Origin of the sequence: Rhizobium sp. Root491, from assembly GCF_001427205.1 — a bacterium.
Lineage (GTDB): Bacteria > Pseudomonadota > Alphaproteobacteria > Rhizobiales > Rhizobiaceae > Agrobacterium > Agrobacterium tumefaciens.
Genome location: NZ_LMFF01000001.1, coordinates 644,452 through 662,746, shown reverse-complemented (window position 1 = coordinate 662,746; position 18,295 = coordinate 644,452). Strand labels below are relative to the sequence as shown.

Here is an 18,295-nt window from a genome sequence, read left to right as displayed (position 1 = left end):
TCACCATGCAGACGCGCCGTGGCTGGATGCCGGATCAAGTCCGGCGCGACAAAGGTGGGTTTACGCACTTTACCCGCAGATCAGACCCGTCCTTGTTTTCCTAACCGCAAATCCGGTCTATGACATCATATGCAGGTGATTCCCTTGCCAGATTTCGGGTGCAACGCTTTTACGCCAATGCGATCTAACGGATATCCGCTTCCATGACTGTGCGTTTTGTCCGGCCTTTTTCAGTTGCAGCCTATCTTTCCCGCTATCTCGGTATGGCGGCGCTGGCGCTTTTTCTTGCCGCCGCCGGCATCCACCGTTTCGGACCGTTGACGACGCCCGATCTCGTCGGCCTGCTGATGATAGCCGCTGGAATCGCTCTGGTGGCGATGCTTCTGGCGTTGGTTGGTCTTGAACGGCTGTGGACCACGGGTGCGCGCGGCGGCCTTTCTGCGCTTGCCGCGCTGCTGTTGTCGGCGTTGCCGCTCGGCGTCGTCGGTTACGGCGCATTTCTGTACTGGCAGCAGCCAAAGATTTACGACATCTCCACCGATCTTGCCGATGCGCCGGAATGGCTGGTGCCGCCCGTTGCCAATCAGCAATGGCTGTCAAGACCGGCCACTGTTGCAAAAGCCGACCGGGACGCGCAGGCGGTGGCCTATGCGAGCCTTGCCGGACGCCGTTATGAAGGTGCGATAGACCGCATCTACGCCGCCGCCAAAAAAATGGCCGCCGCCCAGAGCATCCGCATCACCCATACCAAAGGCGTCATCGGCACGGTGGAGCCGCCCTCCGTCGGCGTTCCCGAACAGGACAAGTCTCAGCCCACCGAGGAAGCGCCGGTAGAGGACCTCCCCTCCATCGTGCCGGTTCCCATGGCACGGCCGGTCGAGGCACCGCAGCCCACCTTCTTTAACGGCAGCGGCGTGGTGCTGATGCAGGGCGAAAAGCGCACGCGCATCTGGGGCCTGCGTTTCGACATCCTCATCCGCCTGAAAGAGGAGGCGGAAACCACGATCGTCGATGTGCGCGTTGCGTCCCGTTACGGCCCGCACGATCTCGGCATGGGTGCAGCAATCGCAGAAGCGTATCTCGATGCGCTGGATGCGGAAATGCAAGGCCTGAACGACAATTAAGGCTTAGTTTCCTTCTTCGTCATTCCGGCTCAATGCCGGAACGACGGGAAAATGCGACGGTGGTTGAAATGTTTGAACCGGATATGATGACGCCGATATGAGCGTTGCGCCCAGACGCCAGCCTCACGCCGGAAAATATTCCCCCAGCAACGAAGGCGCACCCTCGGTCCGCACCTCGCCCTTTTCGATCAGGTCTTCGATATGGGCCAGTACGGAAAGTGCCGCAGCCCCATGCAGGCGTTTGTCGGTGCTGGCATAGATCACCTTCACCATATCGGCGATCCGCCGGTCGCCTTCCCGGATGCGCTTCAGAACCGCCCGTTCCCGCATGCGGCGGTGGGCGCGAAGCCCGCGCATGAAGGCTGCGGGATCGTTGACCGAGCCGCCATGGCCGGGCAGGAACAGCCGGTCGTCGCGGGCGAGCAGGCGCTCCAGCGAGGCCATGTAATCGCTCATCGACCCATCAGGCGGTGCGACGATGGTGGTGGCCCAGGCCATGACGTGATCGGCGGAAAAGACGATGCCGCTGCCATCAAGTGCGAAAGCGGCGTGGTTGGCGGTGTGCCCCGGCGTGTGCAGCGCCGTCAGCGCCCAGCCGTCGCCGGAAAGGCTCTGCCCGTCGCCAAGTGCCACATCCGGCACGAAAGCCGTATCGGAACTTTCGGCAAAGGGATTGGTCTCACCCACATGCAGTGGCCGGGCGGCGCGGTGCGGGCCTTCCGCAACCGTGATAGCGCCGGTCGCCTGCCGCAGCCGCTGCGCAAGCGGCGAGTGATCGCGATGGGTGTGGCTGACGAAGATATGGGTGACCTCGCGTCCATCAAGCGCCGCCATCAGCGCCTGAAAATGCGCCTCATCCTCCGGGCCGGGATCGATGACGGCAACGGACCGGTCGCCGACGATATAGGAGTTGGTGCCATGGAAGGTAAACGCGGAAGGATTGTTGACGGTGATGCGCTGGATAAGCGGGGCAACGGGAACCGCCTCGCCATAGGCCGGCCTGAAATCGAGATCGAATGCCGGGTCCGCCATCAAGACCTCCTGAAATATGCCATGCCACGCAGAGCCGCAGCCTCAGCCGCGCAATCGCCAAGCCCTAACATGCCATGTCAGGCACGGCATCCAAAAAGCTTGGATTTTGTGAAAAAATAAGCCGTCAGGTCATTGCCGCGTCGGGCAGGCTTTGCTAATCAGGCCCGGTTCAGGCAGCGGCGTTTCGCCCAAGCTGCCCTGTTGGGGCGTCGCCAAGCGGTAAGGCACCGGTTTTTGGTACCGGCATTCCCAGGTTCGAATCCTGGCGCCCCAGCCATCACTTCCAAAATCAGAACAGCGTGCACAGGTGCCGGCGGGCATCTATCAGCCGTACCATTTCACTGCGATCCCGGATGTTGTGACGCGCGAAAACCTGTCCTCCGTCATCACCAGCCTTGACCCAAGAATCCACAAACCGTTGAAATCCATGGATCCTCGCGAAGAGGCCAGGATGACGCGTGTGTGTTAAAGGCCTGCTTAAACAGAAACGCCGCGCATCCAAAGACACGCGGCGTCCAAACTTAAAATCGCGGCTAAGCCTTAAAGCGCGATATCCGGAACCTTCTTCACCGGCGCGCCAGCAGGTGCCGCTCCCGCGCCCTTCAGCGCGCCAAGATCGATCTGCGGCGGGGTCGGCAATTGCAGGTGCTCGGCCGTATAGGCCCATTCCTGCTGCACTTTTTCCGGGTCGTCATTGAGCTTGGTGCCGTAGCTCGGAACGATCTGGCGGATCTTGGCCTGCCATTCCGGTGTTGCCACCTTGTCCTTGAAGACCTTTTCCAGAACGCTCAGCATGATCGGTGCCGCCGTGGAGGCGCCAGGGGAGGCGCCGAGCAGACCGGCGATGCTGCCATCCTGCGCGGCGACGATTTCCGTGCCGAGCCTGAGTACACCGCCCTTTTCCTCGTCGCGCTTGATGATCTGCACGCGCTGGCCCGCCTGCCACAGACGCCATTCGCCCTGCTTCGCGTTCGGGAAATATTCCTTCAACGCGGCAAAGCGGTCGTCGTCCGACATCATCAGCTGGCCGGCGAGATATTCCACCAGCGGATATTCATCGATGCCGACGCGCACCATCGGCCAGGCATTGCTTGTCGTAACGGAGGAGACGAGATCGAAATAGGAGCCTTCCTTCAGGAACTTGGTGGAGAAGGTGGCGAAAGGTCCAAACAGGATGACGCGCTTGCCACCAAGCACGCGGGTATCGAGGTGTGGAACCGACATGGGCGGCGAGCCGACCGAGGCCTTGCCGTAGGCCTTGGCCAGATGCTGCATCGTCACGTCAGGATTGTCGTTGATCAGGAACGAGCCACCAACCGGGAAACCGGCGTAATTGTCGCCTTCCGGAATACCGGACATCTGCAACAGATGCAGCGCACCGCCGCCGGCGCCGATGAACACGAATTTCGCATCCACGGTCTGCTCAGCATCGGTCTTCAGGTTGCTATAGGTCACGCGCCAGCTGCCATCGGCATTGCGCTGGATATCGGAAACCTCGCTGTTGACCTGCAGGTCGAAATTCCGGTCGCTTTGCAGATGCGAAACGAACTGGCGGGTGATCTCGCCGAATTCCATGTCGGTGCCGAGCGGAGACCAGGTCGCACCGATCTTCTGGGAAGGATCGCGGCCTTCCATCATCAGCGGCACCCATTTCTTAAGCTGCTCGGGGTCGCTGGAATATTCCATGCCGGCAAAAAGCGGGCTTGCCTTCAGCGCCTCGTAGCGCTTTTCGAGATAGGCGATGTTCTCATCGCCCCAGACGAAGCTCATATGCGGCGTGTGGTTGATGAAGGAGCGCGGGTTCTTCAAAACGCCGTTACGCACCTGCCATGCCCAGAACTGCCGGGAAATCTGGAAGGATTCGTTGATGTTGACGGCTTGGCTGATCTTGATGTTGCCGTTGTCGTCTTCCGGCGTGTAGTTCAGCTCGGCAAGCGCGGAATGGCCGGTGCCGGCATTGTTCCAGCCGTTGGAGCTTTCAAGCGCCACGCCGTCCAGCCGCTCGAGCATCTGCATCGACCAGGTTGGCTCCAGTTCACGCAGCCACACGCCGAGCGTCGCGCTCATGATGCCGCCACCGATCAGAAGCACGTCGACCTTCTTGGTAGCCGTATTGGCGAGAAGCGAGGATGTCGGCAGCGCTGTCGCTGCAAGCCCTGCGAGCGCAGTGCCGAGAACCTGTCTGCGGTTCATTGGAAGCGCATGGGAGGGAAGCGCGTCTGAGGAAAGATCAGTGAGCTGGGATTTGTCTTGATCGATGGGAGTCACGGCCATACCTGATTCTTGTTTTGTGTTAAAAACACTCCTCCCAGCCGCCCCGTTACAGCAAAGCCGAAACAGGCACAACCCTGACTTATTCACTCCAGTTCAAGCGCTTTTGCGAGGATTTTGCCGGGACATAAGGTCGCATTGGCAGTTTCTGCCATTTTGCGGATTGTCATTTTTGTGGTTGCGAGGATTAGACGGTGCTTTCAAACGGTTGAAAGTGTCTCAAGCGCGAATATCGCGAAAACGCCGTCAATTCGGCGTTCGCCGCGCTTGGCGGATCAGGTTGCGCTGGTCCGTGTGAAAAAAATTCAGGAAAAATGAGAATAATCGCAAAAAAGTGAAAAGGCCCGCCGGTTAGGGCAGGCCTTGGCTCGTTTCGTCAGCTGGACGAAAACTCAGTTTGCGGCGAGGAATTCCGCGCAATAGCTCGGGCCGTTGACGCCGGGGCGGTCGGAAACCGTGCGTACCGAAGTGATCGTGTAGTCGCTGGAGACGGTGAGCTGAACCGTGCAGGAGAGCGAGGCGGTGCGGGCGGGCGAAATCTGGCGACCCTTCTTGCCGTCCTTGCCTTCTTCGAACTTGGCCGGAATGGTGGCCTTCTTGTAACCGCCGCGCCAGTTATAGATGGTCGAGCTGCCGGTTTCCGTGTCGCTCAGCGGCGGGCCGAATTTTGCAAAGAAAATACCTGCGGACTGACCGACCCACCGCGTTTCAACGGGGCTCTTCTGGGTGAAGGAAGGGGCAGAGCCCGTCGATGTCGTGCAGGCGGAGAGCGCAATGGCGAGCCCTGCGAGCGTTACGCTGCGAAATAGCATGGTGAAATGTCCTTTGTGCCGTGTCCGGCTTCCCGCCGGTCATTACGTTCCCCTAGCAGATTTGGCGGCGACGGGCAGGGGAGCTGTGCCGCTTGACGAAAATTTCCTGCCACAATTGCTTTTTTGTAACGTTTTCTCACACGCCGCCCGGTGCGGCAGGCACTTGGCGACCGCCCTTCGCAGCGCGTTGAAAACTTGTCACAAAAAATGCAATATGCCGCTTGTCGAATGCTGGAGGCTGGTCTATAGAAGCGCCGCTGGTCACGGAGTGTAGCGCAGTCTGGTAGCGCACGTCGTTCGGGACGACGGGGTCGGAGGTTCGAATCCTCTCACTCCGACCAGCTTAAGCCCAATATTTCCCGGGGCTTTCAAATGATCCCAACACTTCTGGAGATCCTTGGATCAAGGCATCGTACGGAGACCTGACCGTTTAAAACCGGACGGGTAAACGCATTCGGCGTCCGCAGCTGCAAATCACGACTTTGGTGATTGCACGGAAGGTCAATTTCTCCTACTCGCCAACGGGAGAATGAGCAAAACGCAAACAACAGCCGTCGGCCACAAGTCGGTTAAACCATCCCAGGACCAATTCCAGAAGTAATAACCCTCCAGATGGGGAGGAGGCATTTCTATGGACACCTCGTAGTCCCGCTTTTCCCGGCCATGAAAATGACCGGCGGCGAAGGCCAGACCGATTATCCACGCCACTCGCCAGCTAACGAGCAGGCGAAACAGAACGGCGACAATCGCCGCCATGATGACGGCCTCTAGAATGTGCCCCGCCCAATCCCAATGGTCTTGAATGTAGGTCCAGTCGATCATCGGTAGCGGTAATCACCGCGCCAGTCGCGACGATCGCGCCAATCCCTCCGGTCGCGCCAGTCGCGACGGTCATAGTCACGGTAGTGGCGATCGCGTTCATAGGTGCGGTAGTACACGCCTGTCGTATAATATCCGCCGCTACGGTAGCCCCGATCATCGACACAGCCGCTTAGGATGCCCACCGAAACCAGGCAGATCGCTGCAGTCAGAATTTTCATAATCTTCATCTCCAAATGACGGACACTAACGTGCGCTGAACCACGCAGTTCCATTGCTCAGAGAGTGAGGTGTCGGTCATTAACCGGGCCTGAACACAGCGCCATGACGCTGGCCATCTTCTAGGCTCTGCCAAGCGTCGAAAACTTGATGCGTTTGACTTTATCGACTGCGATGAAGCCGTCGTCAGCGCAGTCGCAGGGAACGCAACCGCGCCTCAACCGTTATCCCACCACAACAACGATGGAGGATAACATGCTAAAAGGTATTGCACTGTGGGCAATGGGTGTTCCGATTTTTGTGATCATCCTGCTTTACATGTTCGTGTTTTAAACGAGGCCTGATCCAAAGGCTTTCAAACAAAAAAGGCGACCGCTTGGACGGTCGCCTTTTTGTTGTGTGCGCGTGTCTGTCAGTCCAGATCGCTGATCAGCCGTGAGGCTGTCGCACCATCCGTGCGGCGGATGTCGATCTCGTCGCGGTGCTTGGCCAGCAGTTCGCTTGCCAGAAGCTTCTCGGCCAGATGGGCGGGCAGGGAGAGAATGACGCGGTCACCCTGTTCTTCCGTCGCGCCAACGCTGCGTTTGCCGGCAATCATGCCACCCGCCACCGTGTTGTTGGTGTCGGGGTCGATCAGGATGAAAGAGCCCGTTGCCCGGTTCTGCTCATAGGCATCGAAGATCGCCGTCTCGTCGAAGGAGAGCCGCACCTTGCCGATGGCGTTCATCGGCAGCGATGTCTCGTGCGCCTGCCATTCGCCTTCTTTCAGGTTGAGCTGGCTGACCGGCTGCACGCTGACGCGCTGGCGGCGGCTGCCGCTTTTCAGCCAATAACGTTTGCCGGCCTCGATGCCACCCGGCTGCAACGCCACGATCTGCGCGTCGAAGGCAAGCCCTGTCTGCGGTTGTGCCTCGATGGACACGATCATGTCGCCGCGCGAGACGTCCACCTGACGGTCGAGAACGAGCGTGACCGCGTCACCAGCAACGGCGGCGTTACGCACCAGATCGAAAGTGACGATCTGCTTGACATTCGCGACCATGCCCGACGGCAGCACGACAACGCTGTCGCCCGGCTTGACCGAGCCGCCGGCAACCGTGCCCTGATAACCGCGGAAACTTTCGCCGGGGCGCGACACGCGCTGTACGGGGAAGCGGAAACCACCCGATTGCGCCGAGCGCACCGTGGCAAGCTCCAGCGTTTCGACCAGCGTCGGGCCTTCATACCAGGGCATGGAGGCCTTGCCTGATAGCACGACGTTTTCGCCCTTCAGCGCCGACATTGGAATGGCTGTGATCTGCTTGATGCCGAGGTCGGAGGCGAAATCGCGGAATTCGTGGGCGATCAGTTCAAAACCTGCCTTGTCGTAATTCGTCAGGTCGATCTTGTTGATGGCCAGCACGAATTGCCGGATGCCCATCAGCGCCGCGATGGTGGCGTGTCGGCGTGTCTGTTCCAGAATGCCGGTGCGCGCATCGACCAAAAGCACGGCGAGATCGGCCGTGGAAGCGCCGGTCGCCATGTTACGGGTATATTGCTCATGGCCGGGCGTGTCGGCCACGATGAACGCGCGCCGGTCGGTCGAGAAATAGCGATAAGCGACATCGATGGTGATGCCCTGTTCGCGCTCTGCCTGCAAACCGTCGAGCAGCAGCGCGAAATCTGGCAGGCCGAGATCGTTCTGCTTGCCGCTATCGCGGTGCAGGGTGGCGGCCTGATCTTCCTTGACGGCCTTGGTGTCCCACAGGAGACGGCCGATCAGGGTCGATTTGCCATCATCGACGCTGCCGCAGGTGATGAGACGAAGCGGGCGCGTATCACGCGTCGCCTTCGAATGTTCGGCAAAGGGCAGAATGGTGGCCGTGGAGGCGGTGTTGGTAGCAGCGGCGGTCATCAGAAATAGCCCTCGCGCTTCTTCTTCTCCATCGAGCCGGACTGGTCTCGATCGATGGCGCGGCCCTGCCGCTCGGAAACGGTGGCGATTTCCAGCTCTGCGATGACCTCCTGAAGCGTCGCGGCCTCGGAGTGGATCGCGCCGGTGAGCGGGAAGCAGCCGAGCGTGCGGAAGCGGATCGAGCCGTGCTGGATCTCTTCGCCGGGCAGCAGCTCCAGCCGCTCGTCTTCGGCAAGGATCATCATGCCGTCACGCTCGATATAGGGGCGCTCGGCGGCGTAATAGAGCGGCACCAGCGGAATGTTTTCCGCCTCGATGTAACGCCAGATATCGACTTCGGTCCAGTTGGAGAGCGGGAAGGCGCGCACGCTTTCGCCCTTGCGGACCATGCCGTTATAGATGTTCCACAGCTCAGGGCGCTGGTTGCGTGGGTCCCATTTATGGTCCGGCGTGCGGAAGGAATAGATGCGCTCCTTGGCGCGGCTTGCTTCCTCGTCGCGGCGCGCACCGCCGAAGGCGGCATCGAACTGACCGGCGTCCAGCGCCTGGCGCAGCGCTTCCGTCTTCATGATGTCGGTGTAGAGCGCCGAACCGTGGGTGAAGGGCGTCACGTTTTCGCTCGCGCCGCGCGGGTTTGTGTAGGAGATGAGATCGAGGTCATATTCCTTGACGATCTTGTCGCGGAATTCGATCATTTCCTTGAATTTCCAGCCCGTATTGACGTGCAGCAGCGGGAATGGCACGCGGCCTGGGAAGAATGCCTTGCGCGCCAAATGCAGCAGCACGGACGAATCCTTGCCGATGGAATAGAGCATTACGGGATTGTCGAATTCGGCGGCGACTTCGCGGAAGATATGAATGGCTTCGTTTTCAAGCGCCTTCAGATGCGGATCGAGCGGCGGCTTGGATGCGACAGTATTCTTGCTGTCCGTCTCGTGGACTGCGTTGGACATTTTAAACTCCGGAACTGGTCTGAATGATTATCGTTGTGGGATGGCGGAAATGGCGGACGTCTGGTCCGCACCGGCGACGTGAAGACCGCATTCGCGCTTCTCGTCGTTTTCCCACCACCATCGTCCGGCGCGCTCAGGCTCGCCGGGCTTGATAGCGCGTGTACACGGCTCGCAGCCGATGGAGGGGTAACCACGCGCATGCAACGGATTGACGGGAATGTTTTCAGAAGCGACATAGGCCTTGATCTGGTCGATGTCCCAGTCCGCCAAGGCATTGACCTTGATCAGATTACGCTCAGCGTCGAATTCGGCAAAAGGCGTGGTCGCACGATTGCCCGACTGGCCGCGGCGGAGCCCGGTGATCCAGAAGGTGGCACCTTCCAGCGCCTTGCCGAGCGGGATCAGCTTTCTGACATGACAGCAGGCGTGACGGGCCTCGATGCTTTCGTAAAAACCGTTGAGGCCGTATTTTTCGGCATAGGCGTCGATATCGTCCTGTTCGGGCCGGAAGCGACGGATGTCGATGCCGAAGCGCTCCTCGGTTTCCTCGATGAGATCGACGGTTTCCTTGAAGAGTCGGCCGGTTTCCAGCGTCACGACGTCGATCGGCAACCGGTGGGTGCCGATGGCCGCCGTGATGACCTGGTCCTCGATGCCGAGGCTGGTGGTGAAGACCGCACGGCCGCCAAGACCGGCGATAAAGGAAAGTCGTCCCGCAAGATCGAGCCCGGCAAGCGTGGCGTCGAGGGAAGCGGTATCGGCAGAGGCATTTGCTGAATTGATCGTCATTGTCACGTCCGGGATTTCCATGGCCGATTATTGTTGAAATCGGGCCTCTGGAACAGAAATGACAGTCTTTGTGCGCTGCACTTCAGAGCAAAAATGCCTCACGCGCACGATCTATGAGCAAAAGATGCCCGTTCACCTTCTTTGCAGCTTGGATTTGAATTGTGACAACTTCTGCGCTAAGCCGGAATTGCCGGGTATCCGGGCTTGTGTTCTACTGGTTTCACGATGATTTCGCAGAAGGCAAAATATGCGCTGAGGGCGCTTCTTTCGCTGGCAAAGGCCGACGGCGGCTGTCCTGTGCAAATTTCCGATATTGCCCGCGAACAGGCCATTCCGAAAAAATTCCTTGAACAGATCCTTCTCGAAATGAAGAAGGAACGCATCGTCGAAAGCAGGCGCGGCAAGCAGGGCGGTTATTTGCTGGCGCGCCCAGCTGCCGATATCACCTTCGGCGAGGTGCTGCGCCTCATCGACGGGCCGCTGGCTCCGTTGCCCTGCCTGTCGCAGACCGCCTATCGCCGGTGCGAGGATTGCGATGGCGAAAAGCAGTGCGAGATACGCCACGTCTTCGCCCGCGTGGCCGATGCGACCCGCAATATCCTTTTCAACACCACCGTTGCGGATGCCGTTGCAGGCGTGGAAGTGCCCGAACTTTTGACGGCCTGACGAAAAAATCGTCTAAAACACCTGAATATTTTTCGCTGTAACGCCAAAAAATCGTCAAAAATGTGAAACGGTTTTGCATTCAGCAAAGTTTTACACGACGCTTGTTGCGCCTTTCGCCTATGCTGCGCTGTATTTGTTGCCCGTGGAAACGCTCTCGGGAAACACTTTTTCGATCGTATTCGGCCTCATTGACCAACTCTACCGGTCCAGTAGAGTTAAGCCATCTTCATCAGGAGGGAATACCGATGTCCAAGCTTCTGTCCGGTTTGAGCGTTTTCGCTCTCGGTCTATCGCTGGCTCTGGGAGGTGTCGGCTCGGCTGCCGCGCAGACCAAGCTGCTTAACGTGTCCTATGATCCGACCCGCGAACTCTACAAGGATTTCAACGAAGCCTTCGCCAAGAAGTGGAAGGCCGATACCGGTGAGGATGTCACGATCCAGCAGTCGCATGGCGGCTCCGGCAAGCAGGCTCGCTCGGTCATCGACGGTCTGGAAGCCGATGTGGTGACGCTGGCGCTGCAGAGCGATATCGATGCCATCGTCCAGAATTCCGGCAAGATCAACAAGGACTGGCGCGGCCGCCTGCCGCATAATTCCTCGCCCTACACCTCCACCATCGTGTTCCTCGTCCGCAAGGGCAACCCGAAGGGCATCCATAACTGGGGCGATCTGGTAAAGGGCGACGTGCAGATCGTTACCCCGAACCCCAAGACCTCTGGTGGCGCACGCTGGAATTACCTTGCCGCCTGGGCATGGGCGAATGAAGAGTTCAAGGGCGACCAGGACAAGATCAAGGCCTATGTCGGCGAACTCTACAAGCGCGCTCCGGTGCTCGATACCGGTGCCCGCGGCTCCACGGTCACATTTGCGCAGCGCCAGATCGGCGACGTGCTGCTGGCCTGGGAAAACGAAGCCTATCTGGCCGGTCAGGAATTCGGCGCGGATGCCTTCGACATTATCGTGCCGCCGATCTCGATCCTCGCCGAGCCGCCGGTCGCCGTGGTTGATGCGAACGTCGACGCCAAGGGCACCCGCAAGGCGGCGGAAGCCTATCTGCAATATCTCTATTCCGACGAAGGTCAGAACATTGCGGCGAAGCACTTCTATCGTCCTTCGAACCCCGCAGTTGTCTCCAAGGATCTGCTGAAGCAGCTGCCCGACATCAAGCTCGTCACCATCGACGATCCGCAGTTTGGCGGTTGGGCCAAGGCGCAGCCTGAACATTTCGGTGACGGCGGCATCTTCGACCAGATTTACAAGCCCGCCAAGTAAGCGGATGATGGGCTGAAGACAAATCCGCCCACCCCGCTTAAGGGAACTTGAAAAACGACAAATCGATCGACCGGACACCGTGCCGGTCGATCCTTTATAACAAGGCCGGGGAACACCGGCTCCCAGAGAGCATTTCCAGGAAAAGTGGACCCCGGTTTTCTGTCCGGAAATGTACCAAACTAAAGATTATCCGGAGCGTTGATGAGCAATAATACATCCGGAAACAGGTGGAAGTGGCGTCAATCGAGCGTGATACCCGGCTTCGGCCTGACGTTCGGTTACACGGTCGTCTATCTGTTTCTTATCATTCTTATTCCGCTCGGCGGCCTCATCTGGTCCACGGCGAAACTTGGTTTTGCAGATTTTATTGCGATCGCTGTCGATAGCCGTACGCTGAATGCGCTGCGCGTCAGTTTCGGCACCGCCTTCATCGCCGCACTGGTGAACGCTGTTTTTGGCGTCATCGTCGCATGGGTTCTCACGCGGTATCGTTTTCCCGGCCGGCGTTTCGTTGATGCCATCGTGGATCTGCCCTTTGCCCTGCCGACGGCGGTTGCCGGCATCGCGCTCACCACGCTTTATGCCAATCGCGGCTGGGTTGGCTCGCTGTTCGAACCCTTCGGCATCAAGATCGCGTTTACGCCGACCGGTATCGTCATCGCGCTGATCTTCATCGGCCTGCCATTCGTGGTCCGCACCGTGCAGCCGGTCATGGAAGAAATAGACCGGCAGGTGGAGGAGGTGGCGGCAACGCTCGGCGCCAACCGTTTCCAGACCATCAGCCGGGTGCTGCTGCCAAGCCTCACGCCCGCCATCCTGACGGGCTTCGCACTCGCCTTCGCGCGCGGTATCGGAGAGTACGGCTCGGTCATCTTCATCGCCGGCAATATTCCTTACGTCTCGGAAATCGCACCGCTCCTCATCGTCATACGGCTGGAGGAGTTCAATTATGCGGGCGCGACGGCCATCGCCACCATCATGCTGATCATTTCCTTCGCCATGCTGTTCCTCATCAATCTCATTCAGGCCTGGAGCCGCAAGAGGTACGGTTATGTCTGATGCTTCCCGCACCTCGTCCCGACCGTTCCGCGATCCCGCCAGCGAGAGCCTGCCTGCCCGGCTGGTGCTGATTGCCATTGCTTTCCTGTTCCTTGCGGCTTTCCTCGTGCTGCCGCTGGTATCGGTGTTCTTCGAGGCATTTCGCAAAGGCGCCGATGCTTTCTGGGAAGCGATCGTCGAGCCGGATGCACTCTCCGCCATCCGTCTGACACTGCTTGTCGCTGCCATTTCGGTACCGCTCAACCTTATCTTCGGTGTCGCCGCCGCCTGGGCGATTGCGAAATTCGAGTTCAAGGGCAAGGCATTCCTGATAACGCTGATCGACCTGCCGTTCTCGATCTCGCCGGTCATATCGGGTCTGGTCTATGTCATCCTGTTCTCTTCGCACAGCGTGCTCGGGCCATGGCTGAAGAGTTATGGCATCGAAATCCTCTTTGCTGTTCCGGGCATCGTGCTAGCCACCATCTTCGTCACCTTTCCCTTCGTCGCGCGTGAACTGATCCCGCTGATGCAGGAGCAGGGCAATGGCGATGAGGAGGCGGCGATCTCGCTTGGCGCAACCGGCTGGCAGACCTTCTGGTATGTCACGCTGCCGAATATCAAATGGGGACTGCTGTACGGGGTGCTGCTCTGCAACGCCCGCGCCATGGGCGAGTTCGGCGCCGTCTCTGTCGTATCAGGCCATATTCGCGGCGAGACCAACACCATGCCGCTGCATGTCGAGATACTCTATAATGAGTACAATATCGGCGCGGCCTTCGCGGTGGCGACGCTGCTGGCTGGTCTGGCGCTCGTGACGCTCGTTCTCAAAACCATTCTCGAAATACGCTTTGGCGCGGGCAACGCAGCCGGCAAGCATTGAAAGGCATATTCATGGAAGTGAAAGTTTCCGGCATCACCAAGCAGTTTGATCGCTTTCCGGCGCTGAACGACGTGTCGCTCGACATTCGTTCCGGCGAGCTGATCGCGCTGCTCGGTCCCTCCGGTTCCGGCAAGACGACGCTGCTGCGCCTCATCGCCGGCCTGGAGCAGCCGACCCAAGGCCGCATCTTCTTCGGTGATGAGGATGCCTCGCACCGCTCGGTGCAGGAGCGCAATGTCGGTTTTGTGTTTCAGCACTACGCCCTGTTCCGCCACATGACGGTTGCCGACAACATAGCCTTCGGCCTGAAGGTGCGCCCTTCCGCCTCCCGCCCGCCGAAAGCGGAAATCCGCAGGCGAGTTTCGGAGCTTCTGGACATGGTGCATCTGACCGGCCTCGAAAAGCGTTACCCCACCCAGCTTTCCGGCGGCCAGCGTCAGCGCGTGGCACTTGCCCGCGCAGTTGCCATCGAGCCGAAGGTGCTGCTGCTCGATGAACCCTTTGGCGCACTCGATGCCAAGGTGCGCAAGGAACTGCGCCGCTGGCTGCGCGAATTCCACGACCGCACGGGCCACACCACCGTCTTCGTTACCCACGATCAGGAAGAAGCACTGGAACTGGCCGACCGCGTCGTTGTCATGAGCCAGGGCAAGATAGAACAGGTCGGCACGGCGGATGACGTCTACGACACGCCCAATTCCCCGTTCGTCTTCTCCTTCATCGGCGAATCCTCCAGCCTGCCGGTGACGATCCGCCACGGCCAGGTGGTGTTTCAGGGCGAGAGCATCGGCGTCGCCGAAAATGGCGCAGGTGAGGGCGAACTGTTCTTCCGTCCGGAAGATGTGGTGCTGACCGACGAGAAAAACGCGCTTTACGGCAAGGTTACCACCTGTCGCCGCCTCGCCGGCACCCGCATCGCCGAAATCGACATCGCCAATAACGGCCATGACCCCTATCACCTCGAAATCGAGGTGCCGCTCAACGCCGCCGTGGCGGTAGGTGCCGAACTGCGGTTTCGTCCGACCCGGTGGAAGGTGTTTGGCAAGAAGTAGGGGAGATGCGGCTGCGATTGGCAGCTGGCGGTTCCCGGTAATACTGGCCTTGAGCCGGTATCCAGCCAGCCCAAACACTTGGTCTGGCTGGATCTCTGTGACAAGCACAGAGATGAGGGAACCGGGTAAACGCGCGATCACCCCAGAAACGGAAAAGGGTCGCCAGAGGCGACCCTTCCATGAGCTTGGTCCTGTTTACAGACCCGGGACTGTTTCTCAACGTTCCGAAGGCAAGAGGTTTTTACGCCGAGGGCTGCCCCGTCGAAAACCCACCCTTTCCATTGCCTGCACCAGAGACCGAAATCTCATTAGACATTGGATCACCTCCTTCCGATACGTTGAACATAACTAGAAGGTAGTACGATTCGTCATTAATGCAAGAGGTCTGATCAGGACACCCGCATCACGATCTTGCCGATATGATTGCTGGTTTCCATCAGCCGGTGGGCCTCCACAACTTCGTCCAGCGTGAAGACCTTGTTGATGACAGGCGCAACCTTGCCGCTTTCGATGAGCGGCCAGACCTGTTCGATAAGCTCATCACGGATGGCGCGTTTCTCGTCAGCGGTACGTGGCCGCATGGTGGAGCCGGTGACGGTCAGGCGTTTGACCATGATTGGCCGCAGATCAACCTTTTCAGCCACGGCGCCGCCCAGAAAGGCGATGATGGACAGACAGCCATCCTTGGCGAGTGCGGCAATGTTCTTTTCGAAATAGGCCGCACCGATCATGTCGAGAACCACATCGACACCCTTGCCATCGGTCTCGGCCTTGATGACGGCGGTGAAATCCTCGTCGCGGTAATTGATGGCCCGTTTGGCACCAAGCTTGACGCAGGCCTCGCATTTTTCCGCAGAACCCGCCGTCGCATAGACATCAGCGCCGAAGGCTTTGGCGAGCTGGATGGCGGTTGTGCCGATACCGCTGGTGCCGCCGTGGATGAGCACGCTTTCGCCTTCGGTCAGGCCCGCCATCTGGAAGAGGTTGGCCCAGACGGTGAAGAAGGTTTCCGGCAGCGCGGCGGCCTTGACGGCGTCGTACCCCTTGGGGAAGGGCAGGGCCTGTCCGGCCGGCACGGTGCAATATTGCGCATAACCGCCGCCATTGGCGAGCGCGCAGACCTTGTCGCCAGGTTTGAATTCGCTGACGCCTTCGCCGAGCGCCACCACTTCTCCGGCAATTTCGAGGCCGAGGATCGGGCTTGCGTCCTTCGGCGGCGGATAGGCGCCCTGCCTCTGCGCGACATCGGGGCGGTTGACGCCGGCCGCCTCGACCCTCACCAGGATTTCGCCTCTGGCGGGGGTTGGCAAAGGTGCTTGCGAAAGCTGCATCACCTCCGGGCCACCATGGGAGGGAAGGTCGATGAAGCGCATTTTTTCGGGCAGGGTCACATTTTCGGGCATGGCCAGGGGCAATTCCTCATTTGTCGGCGTTACCTGAAGATTTAGGACAGATGTACCGCTTAGGGAAGGAGGCCCTTTGTCGCTGATGTCATTTTGTCTCCCCGAACACCCGGATGACGAGGCCGCCTTCGTTTTCTTTCGCGGCTGTCTTGATGCCGGCGATCTCGCTGCCGATGCGCTCGGGATTGGCGATGATCAAACCTTTTGGCAATGTGAGAACGCCGATGGAGCAACGCAGCAAGGCAAAATCCCGCTCATTGCCGCGACGGTCCAGCCCGACCATGCGACCGGCCTGACGGTCCTCTGGCGAATAGAGTTCGGCCACTTCACCGTGAAAATCGCTGAGCAGCCGCTCGAGGATTTCCGTCAGTTCCTCCACCGCCCAGTCACGCACGCCGACGAAGAAGTCGTCGCCGCCGATATGGCCGAGAAAGCAGTCGCCGGCGAAAAAGTAGCGACGCATCAGTGCGGAAAACAGGGTGATGGCGTGGTCGCCGGCATTGAAGCCGTATTTATCGTTGAAGGGTTTGAAATTGTCGAAATCGCAATAGCAGAAGAAACGGGTCTCATCGCCATCACCGCAGCTGTCGGCGATGAAGCCGCCGATGGCGCGGTTGCCCGGCAGCGCCGTCAGCGGGTTCTGGTCCTGCGCCATCTTGAGCTGTTTTTCATTGATGACCTTGATGAGCGATGCGGCTGAGACGATGCCGGCGTAACGCATGTTTTCGGTCAGGATGATGCAGGCGCTGCCGCCCATGCTGGCGAACATGTTCATCAGTTGATCGGCATCGGCGTCGAGACCCACGATCGGCGCAGGATCGACGAAGTGGGAAATGGTGCGCTCGTAGATCTTGTTCTTGAGGAGATCGCGCCCGAAAGGCCGGTAGATGTATTCCTTGAGGTGATATTCGTTGATGACGCCGCGCGGTTCGCCATTGGCGTTGAGCACCGGGAAAAACGCCTGCTGCGGGTTTCTGCGGAACAATTCGAAGACGCTGTCGACGCTGTCATGCTCATAGACGGTGGGAAGACGCTCTATTTCGCGACGGATGAGGATTTCGTCCAGCGACTGGCTGTTGCGCCGCGCCACGCCCACGCGGTTGAGGTGCGGAAAGCTCTCGGGAAGTTCGCTGGTGAAAACCGTCGGCCTGGCGATCAGCCAGCCCTGCACCAGATCGACGCCATATTCGCGGCAGGTGAGAAATTCCGCTTCGGTTTCGATGCCTTCTGCAATGACCCGGACGCCGAGAACATGAGCGATGTTGACGATGTTGCGCACGAGATGCTGCTTGCGCGGAAGATGATCGACACCGCTGATGAAATGCCGGTCGATCTTCAGGTAATCAAGCGGATAGTCGCATAAAAGCTTCATCTCGCCGTGACCGGCGCCGAAATCGTCGATCGCCAGCTTGAAACCTTCCTTGCGCATGCGGGCGATCAGCGCCTTGAACTCCGGCACGCTGGTATTGTCGAAACGTTCGGAAAGTTCAAAGCAGATGGAGGAGGCCGGAATGCCCGCCCGCGCCAGATGGCCAACGAGCTTGTCGAGAATGGCGTCCCCGTGCGGGATAAGCCTTACATCGAGATTGAGGAACAGGGTGGTGGTGGAAAAATCCGCCAGGGTGGAGAATTTAGCGAGCGCCCGGCTCGCCAGCATCTGCTCGAAGGCCTTCAGCTCGCCATCCTCGGCAGCCTGGTCGAGAAGCGCGAGCGGGTTGGAAAACCCAAGCCGGTCATGGCCGCGCATCAGTGATTCATATCCGAAAATCGTGCCCGTCGTCGCCTCGACGATCGGCTGAAACGCGGTTTCAAGCACAAGCTTCGCCATGGGAAACATGTGCCCGGAGGCAAACCGCCTTATGACATCGTTCTCCAGCGTTACGGCCGGCATTTCTGTTCTCCGCTATTGCCAGTTCCCGTTGGTGGCATGACAAGTCAAATGCACACACGGGAACTTGTCTCTTTTCAGCAGACAATCGCAGATTACAGGTCAACAAAAGCTTTCACGACTGTGAAGCTTTAATGAAGGTTTTGTCACGGGCCCCTCAATAGCCAGGGGTATCCGGCAG

The 18,295-nt window shown here is 59.2% G+C and carries 17 protein-coding genes and 2 tRNA genes; 9 read left to right on the top strand and 10 right to left on the bottom strand.

Annotated elements, in window-relative coordinates; translation table 11 throughout:
• The first annotated feature begins 203 nt into the window (after positions 1-203).
• Positions 204-1,124: a DUF1499 domain-containing protein gene (locus tag ASD46_RS03345; RefSeq protein ID WP_060641847.1), complete on the top strand. Its 921-nt coding sequence runs from the start codon at positions 204-206 to the stop codon at positions 1,122-1,124.
• Between the two features lie 123 nt (positions 1,125-1,247).
• Here ASD46_RS03345 and ASD46_RS03340 read toward each other — a convergent pair whose 3' ends face one another.
• A complete protein-coding gene (locus ASD46_RS03340; protein ID WP_025592693.1) occupies positions 1,248-2,156 on the bottom strand; it encodes an MBL fold metallo-hydrolase in 909 nt (302 codons plus the stop codon).
• A 202-nt stretch (positions 2,157-2,358) separates the two neighbouring features.
• On the opposite strand from ASD46_RS03340, the gene ASD46_RS03335 reads away from it, so the two are divergent.
• Positions 2,359-2,433: transfer RNA gene (locus ASD46_RS03335), tRNA-Gln, on the top strand.
• A gap of 263 nt (positions 2,434-2,696) precedes the next feature.
• Here ASD46_RS03335 and mqo read toward each other — a convergent pair.
• A complete protein-coding gene (gene mqo / locus ASD46_RS03330; protein WP_025592695.1) occupies positions 2,697-4,430 on the bottom strand; it encodes a malate dehydrogenase (quinone) in 1,734 nt (577 codons plus the stop codon).
• A 389-nt stretch (positions 4,431-4,819) separates the two neighbouring features.
• Entirely contained in the window at positions 4,820-5,239 is a 420-nt protein-coding gene (locus tag ASD46_RS03325; protein WP_003511854.1) for a hypothetical protein, read from the bottom strand.
• Between the two features lie 264 nt (positions 5,240-5,503).
• On the opposite strand from ASD46_RS03325, the gene ASD46_RS03320 reads away from it, so the two are divergent.
• Positions 5,504-5,580: transfer RNA gene (locus tag ASD46_RS03320), tRNA-Pro, on the top strand.
• 160 nt (positions 5,581-5,740) lie between these two features.
• Here ASD46_RS03320 and ASD46_RS03315 read toward each other — a convergent pair.
• Together ASD46_RS03315 and ASD46_RS03310 are read right to left on the bottom strand one after the other, a co-directional pair.
• Positions 5,741-6,061, bottom strand: a complete 321-nt coding sequence (locus tag ASD46_RS03315) for a hypothetical protein (protein WP_025592698.1) — start codon at positions 6,059-6,061, stop codon at positions 5,741-5,743.
• Positions 6,058-6,279 (bottom strand): hypothetical protein, encoded by a 222-nt coding sequence (locus ASD46_RS03310; protein ID WP_003511857.1) that lies wholly within the window; start codon positions 6,277-6,279, stop codon positions 6,058-6,060. The genes ASD46_RS03315 and ASD46_RS03310 overlap by 4 nt, the downstream gene beginning before the upstream one ends.
• 148 nt (positions 6,280-6,427) lie before the next feature.
• On the opposite strand from ASD46_RS03310, the gene ASD46_RS26925 reads away from it, so the two are divergent.
• On the top strand, positions 6,428-6,610 hold the full coding sequence (locus ASD46_RS26925) for a hypothetical protein (RefSeq protein ID WP_139104356.1): 183 nt from the start codon (positions 6,428-6,430) through the stop codon (positions 6,608-6,610).
• Positions 6,611-6,689: 79 nt separating this feature from the next.
• Here the strand turns inward: ASD46_RS26925 and cysN are convergent, their stop codons facing one another.
• Genes cysN through ASD46_RS03290 form a run of 3 tightly spaced genes read right to left on the bottom strand, consistent with a single transcriptional unit; the run spans position 6,690 to position 9,934 of the window.
• Positions 6,690-8,171 carry a sulfate adenylyltransferase subunit CysN gene (gene cysN / locus ASD46_RS03300; protein WP_003511861.1) on the bottom strand — a complete coding sequence of 494 codons (1,482 nt, stop codon included), beginning with the start codon at positions 8,169-8,171 and terminating at the stop codon, positions 6,690-6,692.
• Positions 8,171-9,124: a sulfate adenylyltransferase subunit CysD gene (gene cysD, locus ASD46_RS03295; RefSeq protein ID WP_003511863.1), complete on the bottom strand. Its 954-nt coding sequence runs from the start codon at positions 9,122-9,124 to the stop codon at positions 8,171-8,173. The genes cysN and cysD overlap by 1 nt, the downstream gene beginning before the upstream one ends.
• A 27-nt stretch (positions 9,125-9,151) precedes the next feature.
• Complete coding sequence (locus ASD46_RS03290) at positions 9,152-9,934, bottom strand: phosphoadenylyl-sulfate reductase (RefSeq protein WP_013635643.1); 783 nt, start codon at positions 9,932-9,934, stop codon at positions 9,152-9,154.
• Between the two features lie 204 nt (positions 9,935-10,138).
• On the opposite strand from ASD46_RS03290, the gene ASD46_RS03285 reads away from it, so the two are divergent.
• The 5 genes from ASD46_RS03285 (at position 10,139) to ASD46_RS03265 (ending at position 14,823) form a co-directional block, all read left to right on the top strand.
• The gene (locus ASD46_RS03285) at positions 10,139-10,579 is read left to right on the top strand and encodes an RrF2 family transcriptional regulator (protein WP_025592702.1); all 441 of its coding nucleotides are present in this window, start codon (positions 10,139-10,141) and stop codon (positions 10,577-10,579) included.
• A gap of 245 nt (positions 10,580-10,824) precedes the next feature.
• Positions 10,825-11,850, top strand: a complete 1,026-nt coding sequence (locus tag ASD46_RS03280; RefSeq protein WP_003511869.1) for a sulfate ABC transporter substrate-binding protein — start codon at positions 10,825-10,827, stop codon at positions 11,848-11,850.
• Positions 11,851-12,051: 201 nt separating this feature from the next.
• Positions 12,052-12,909 (top strand): sulfate ABC transporter permease subunit CysT, encoded by an 858-nt coding sequence (cysT, locus tag ASD46_RS03275; protein ID WP_025592705.1) that lies wholly within the window; start codon positions 12,052-12,054, stop codon positions 12,907-12,909.
• Positions 12,902-13,771, top strand: coding sequence for a sulfate ABC transporter permease subunit CysW (gene cysW, locus ASD46_RS03270; RefSeq protein WP_003511871.1), 870 nt, complete (start codon positions 12,902-12,904; stop codon positions 13,769-13,771). Before cysT ends, cysW begins: the two co-directional genes overlap by 8 nt.
• An 11-nt stretch (positions 13,772-13,782) precedes the next feature.
• Positions 13,783-14,823, top strand: a complete 1,041-nt coding sequence (locus ASD46_RS03265) for a sulfate/molybdate ABC transporter ATP-binding protein (protein ID WP_025592707.1) — start codon at positions 13,783-13,785, stop codon at positions 14,821-14,823.
• Positions 14,824-15,212: 389 nt separating this feature from the next.
• On the opposite strand, the gene ASD46_RS03260 is transcribed toward ASD46_RS03265, so the two are convergent.
• Positions 15,213-16,226, bottom strand: a complete 1,014-nt coding sequence (locus ASD46_RS03260) for an NAD(P)H-quinone oxidoreductase (protein ID WP_003511875.1) — start codon at positions 16,224-16,226, stop codon at positions 15,213-15,215.
• An 88-nt stretch (positions 16,227-16,314) separates the two neighbouring features.
• Entirely contained in the window at positions 16,315-18,117 is a 1,803-nt protein-coding gene (locus ASD46_RS03255) for a GGDEF domain-containing protein (protein ID WP_013635646.1), read from the bottom strand.
• Positions 18,118-18,295 lie beyond the last annotated feature (178 nt).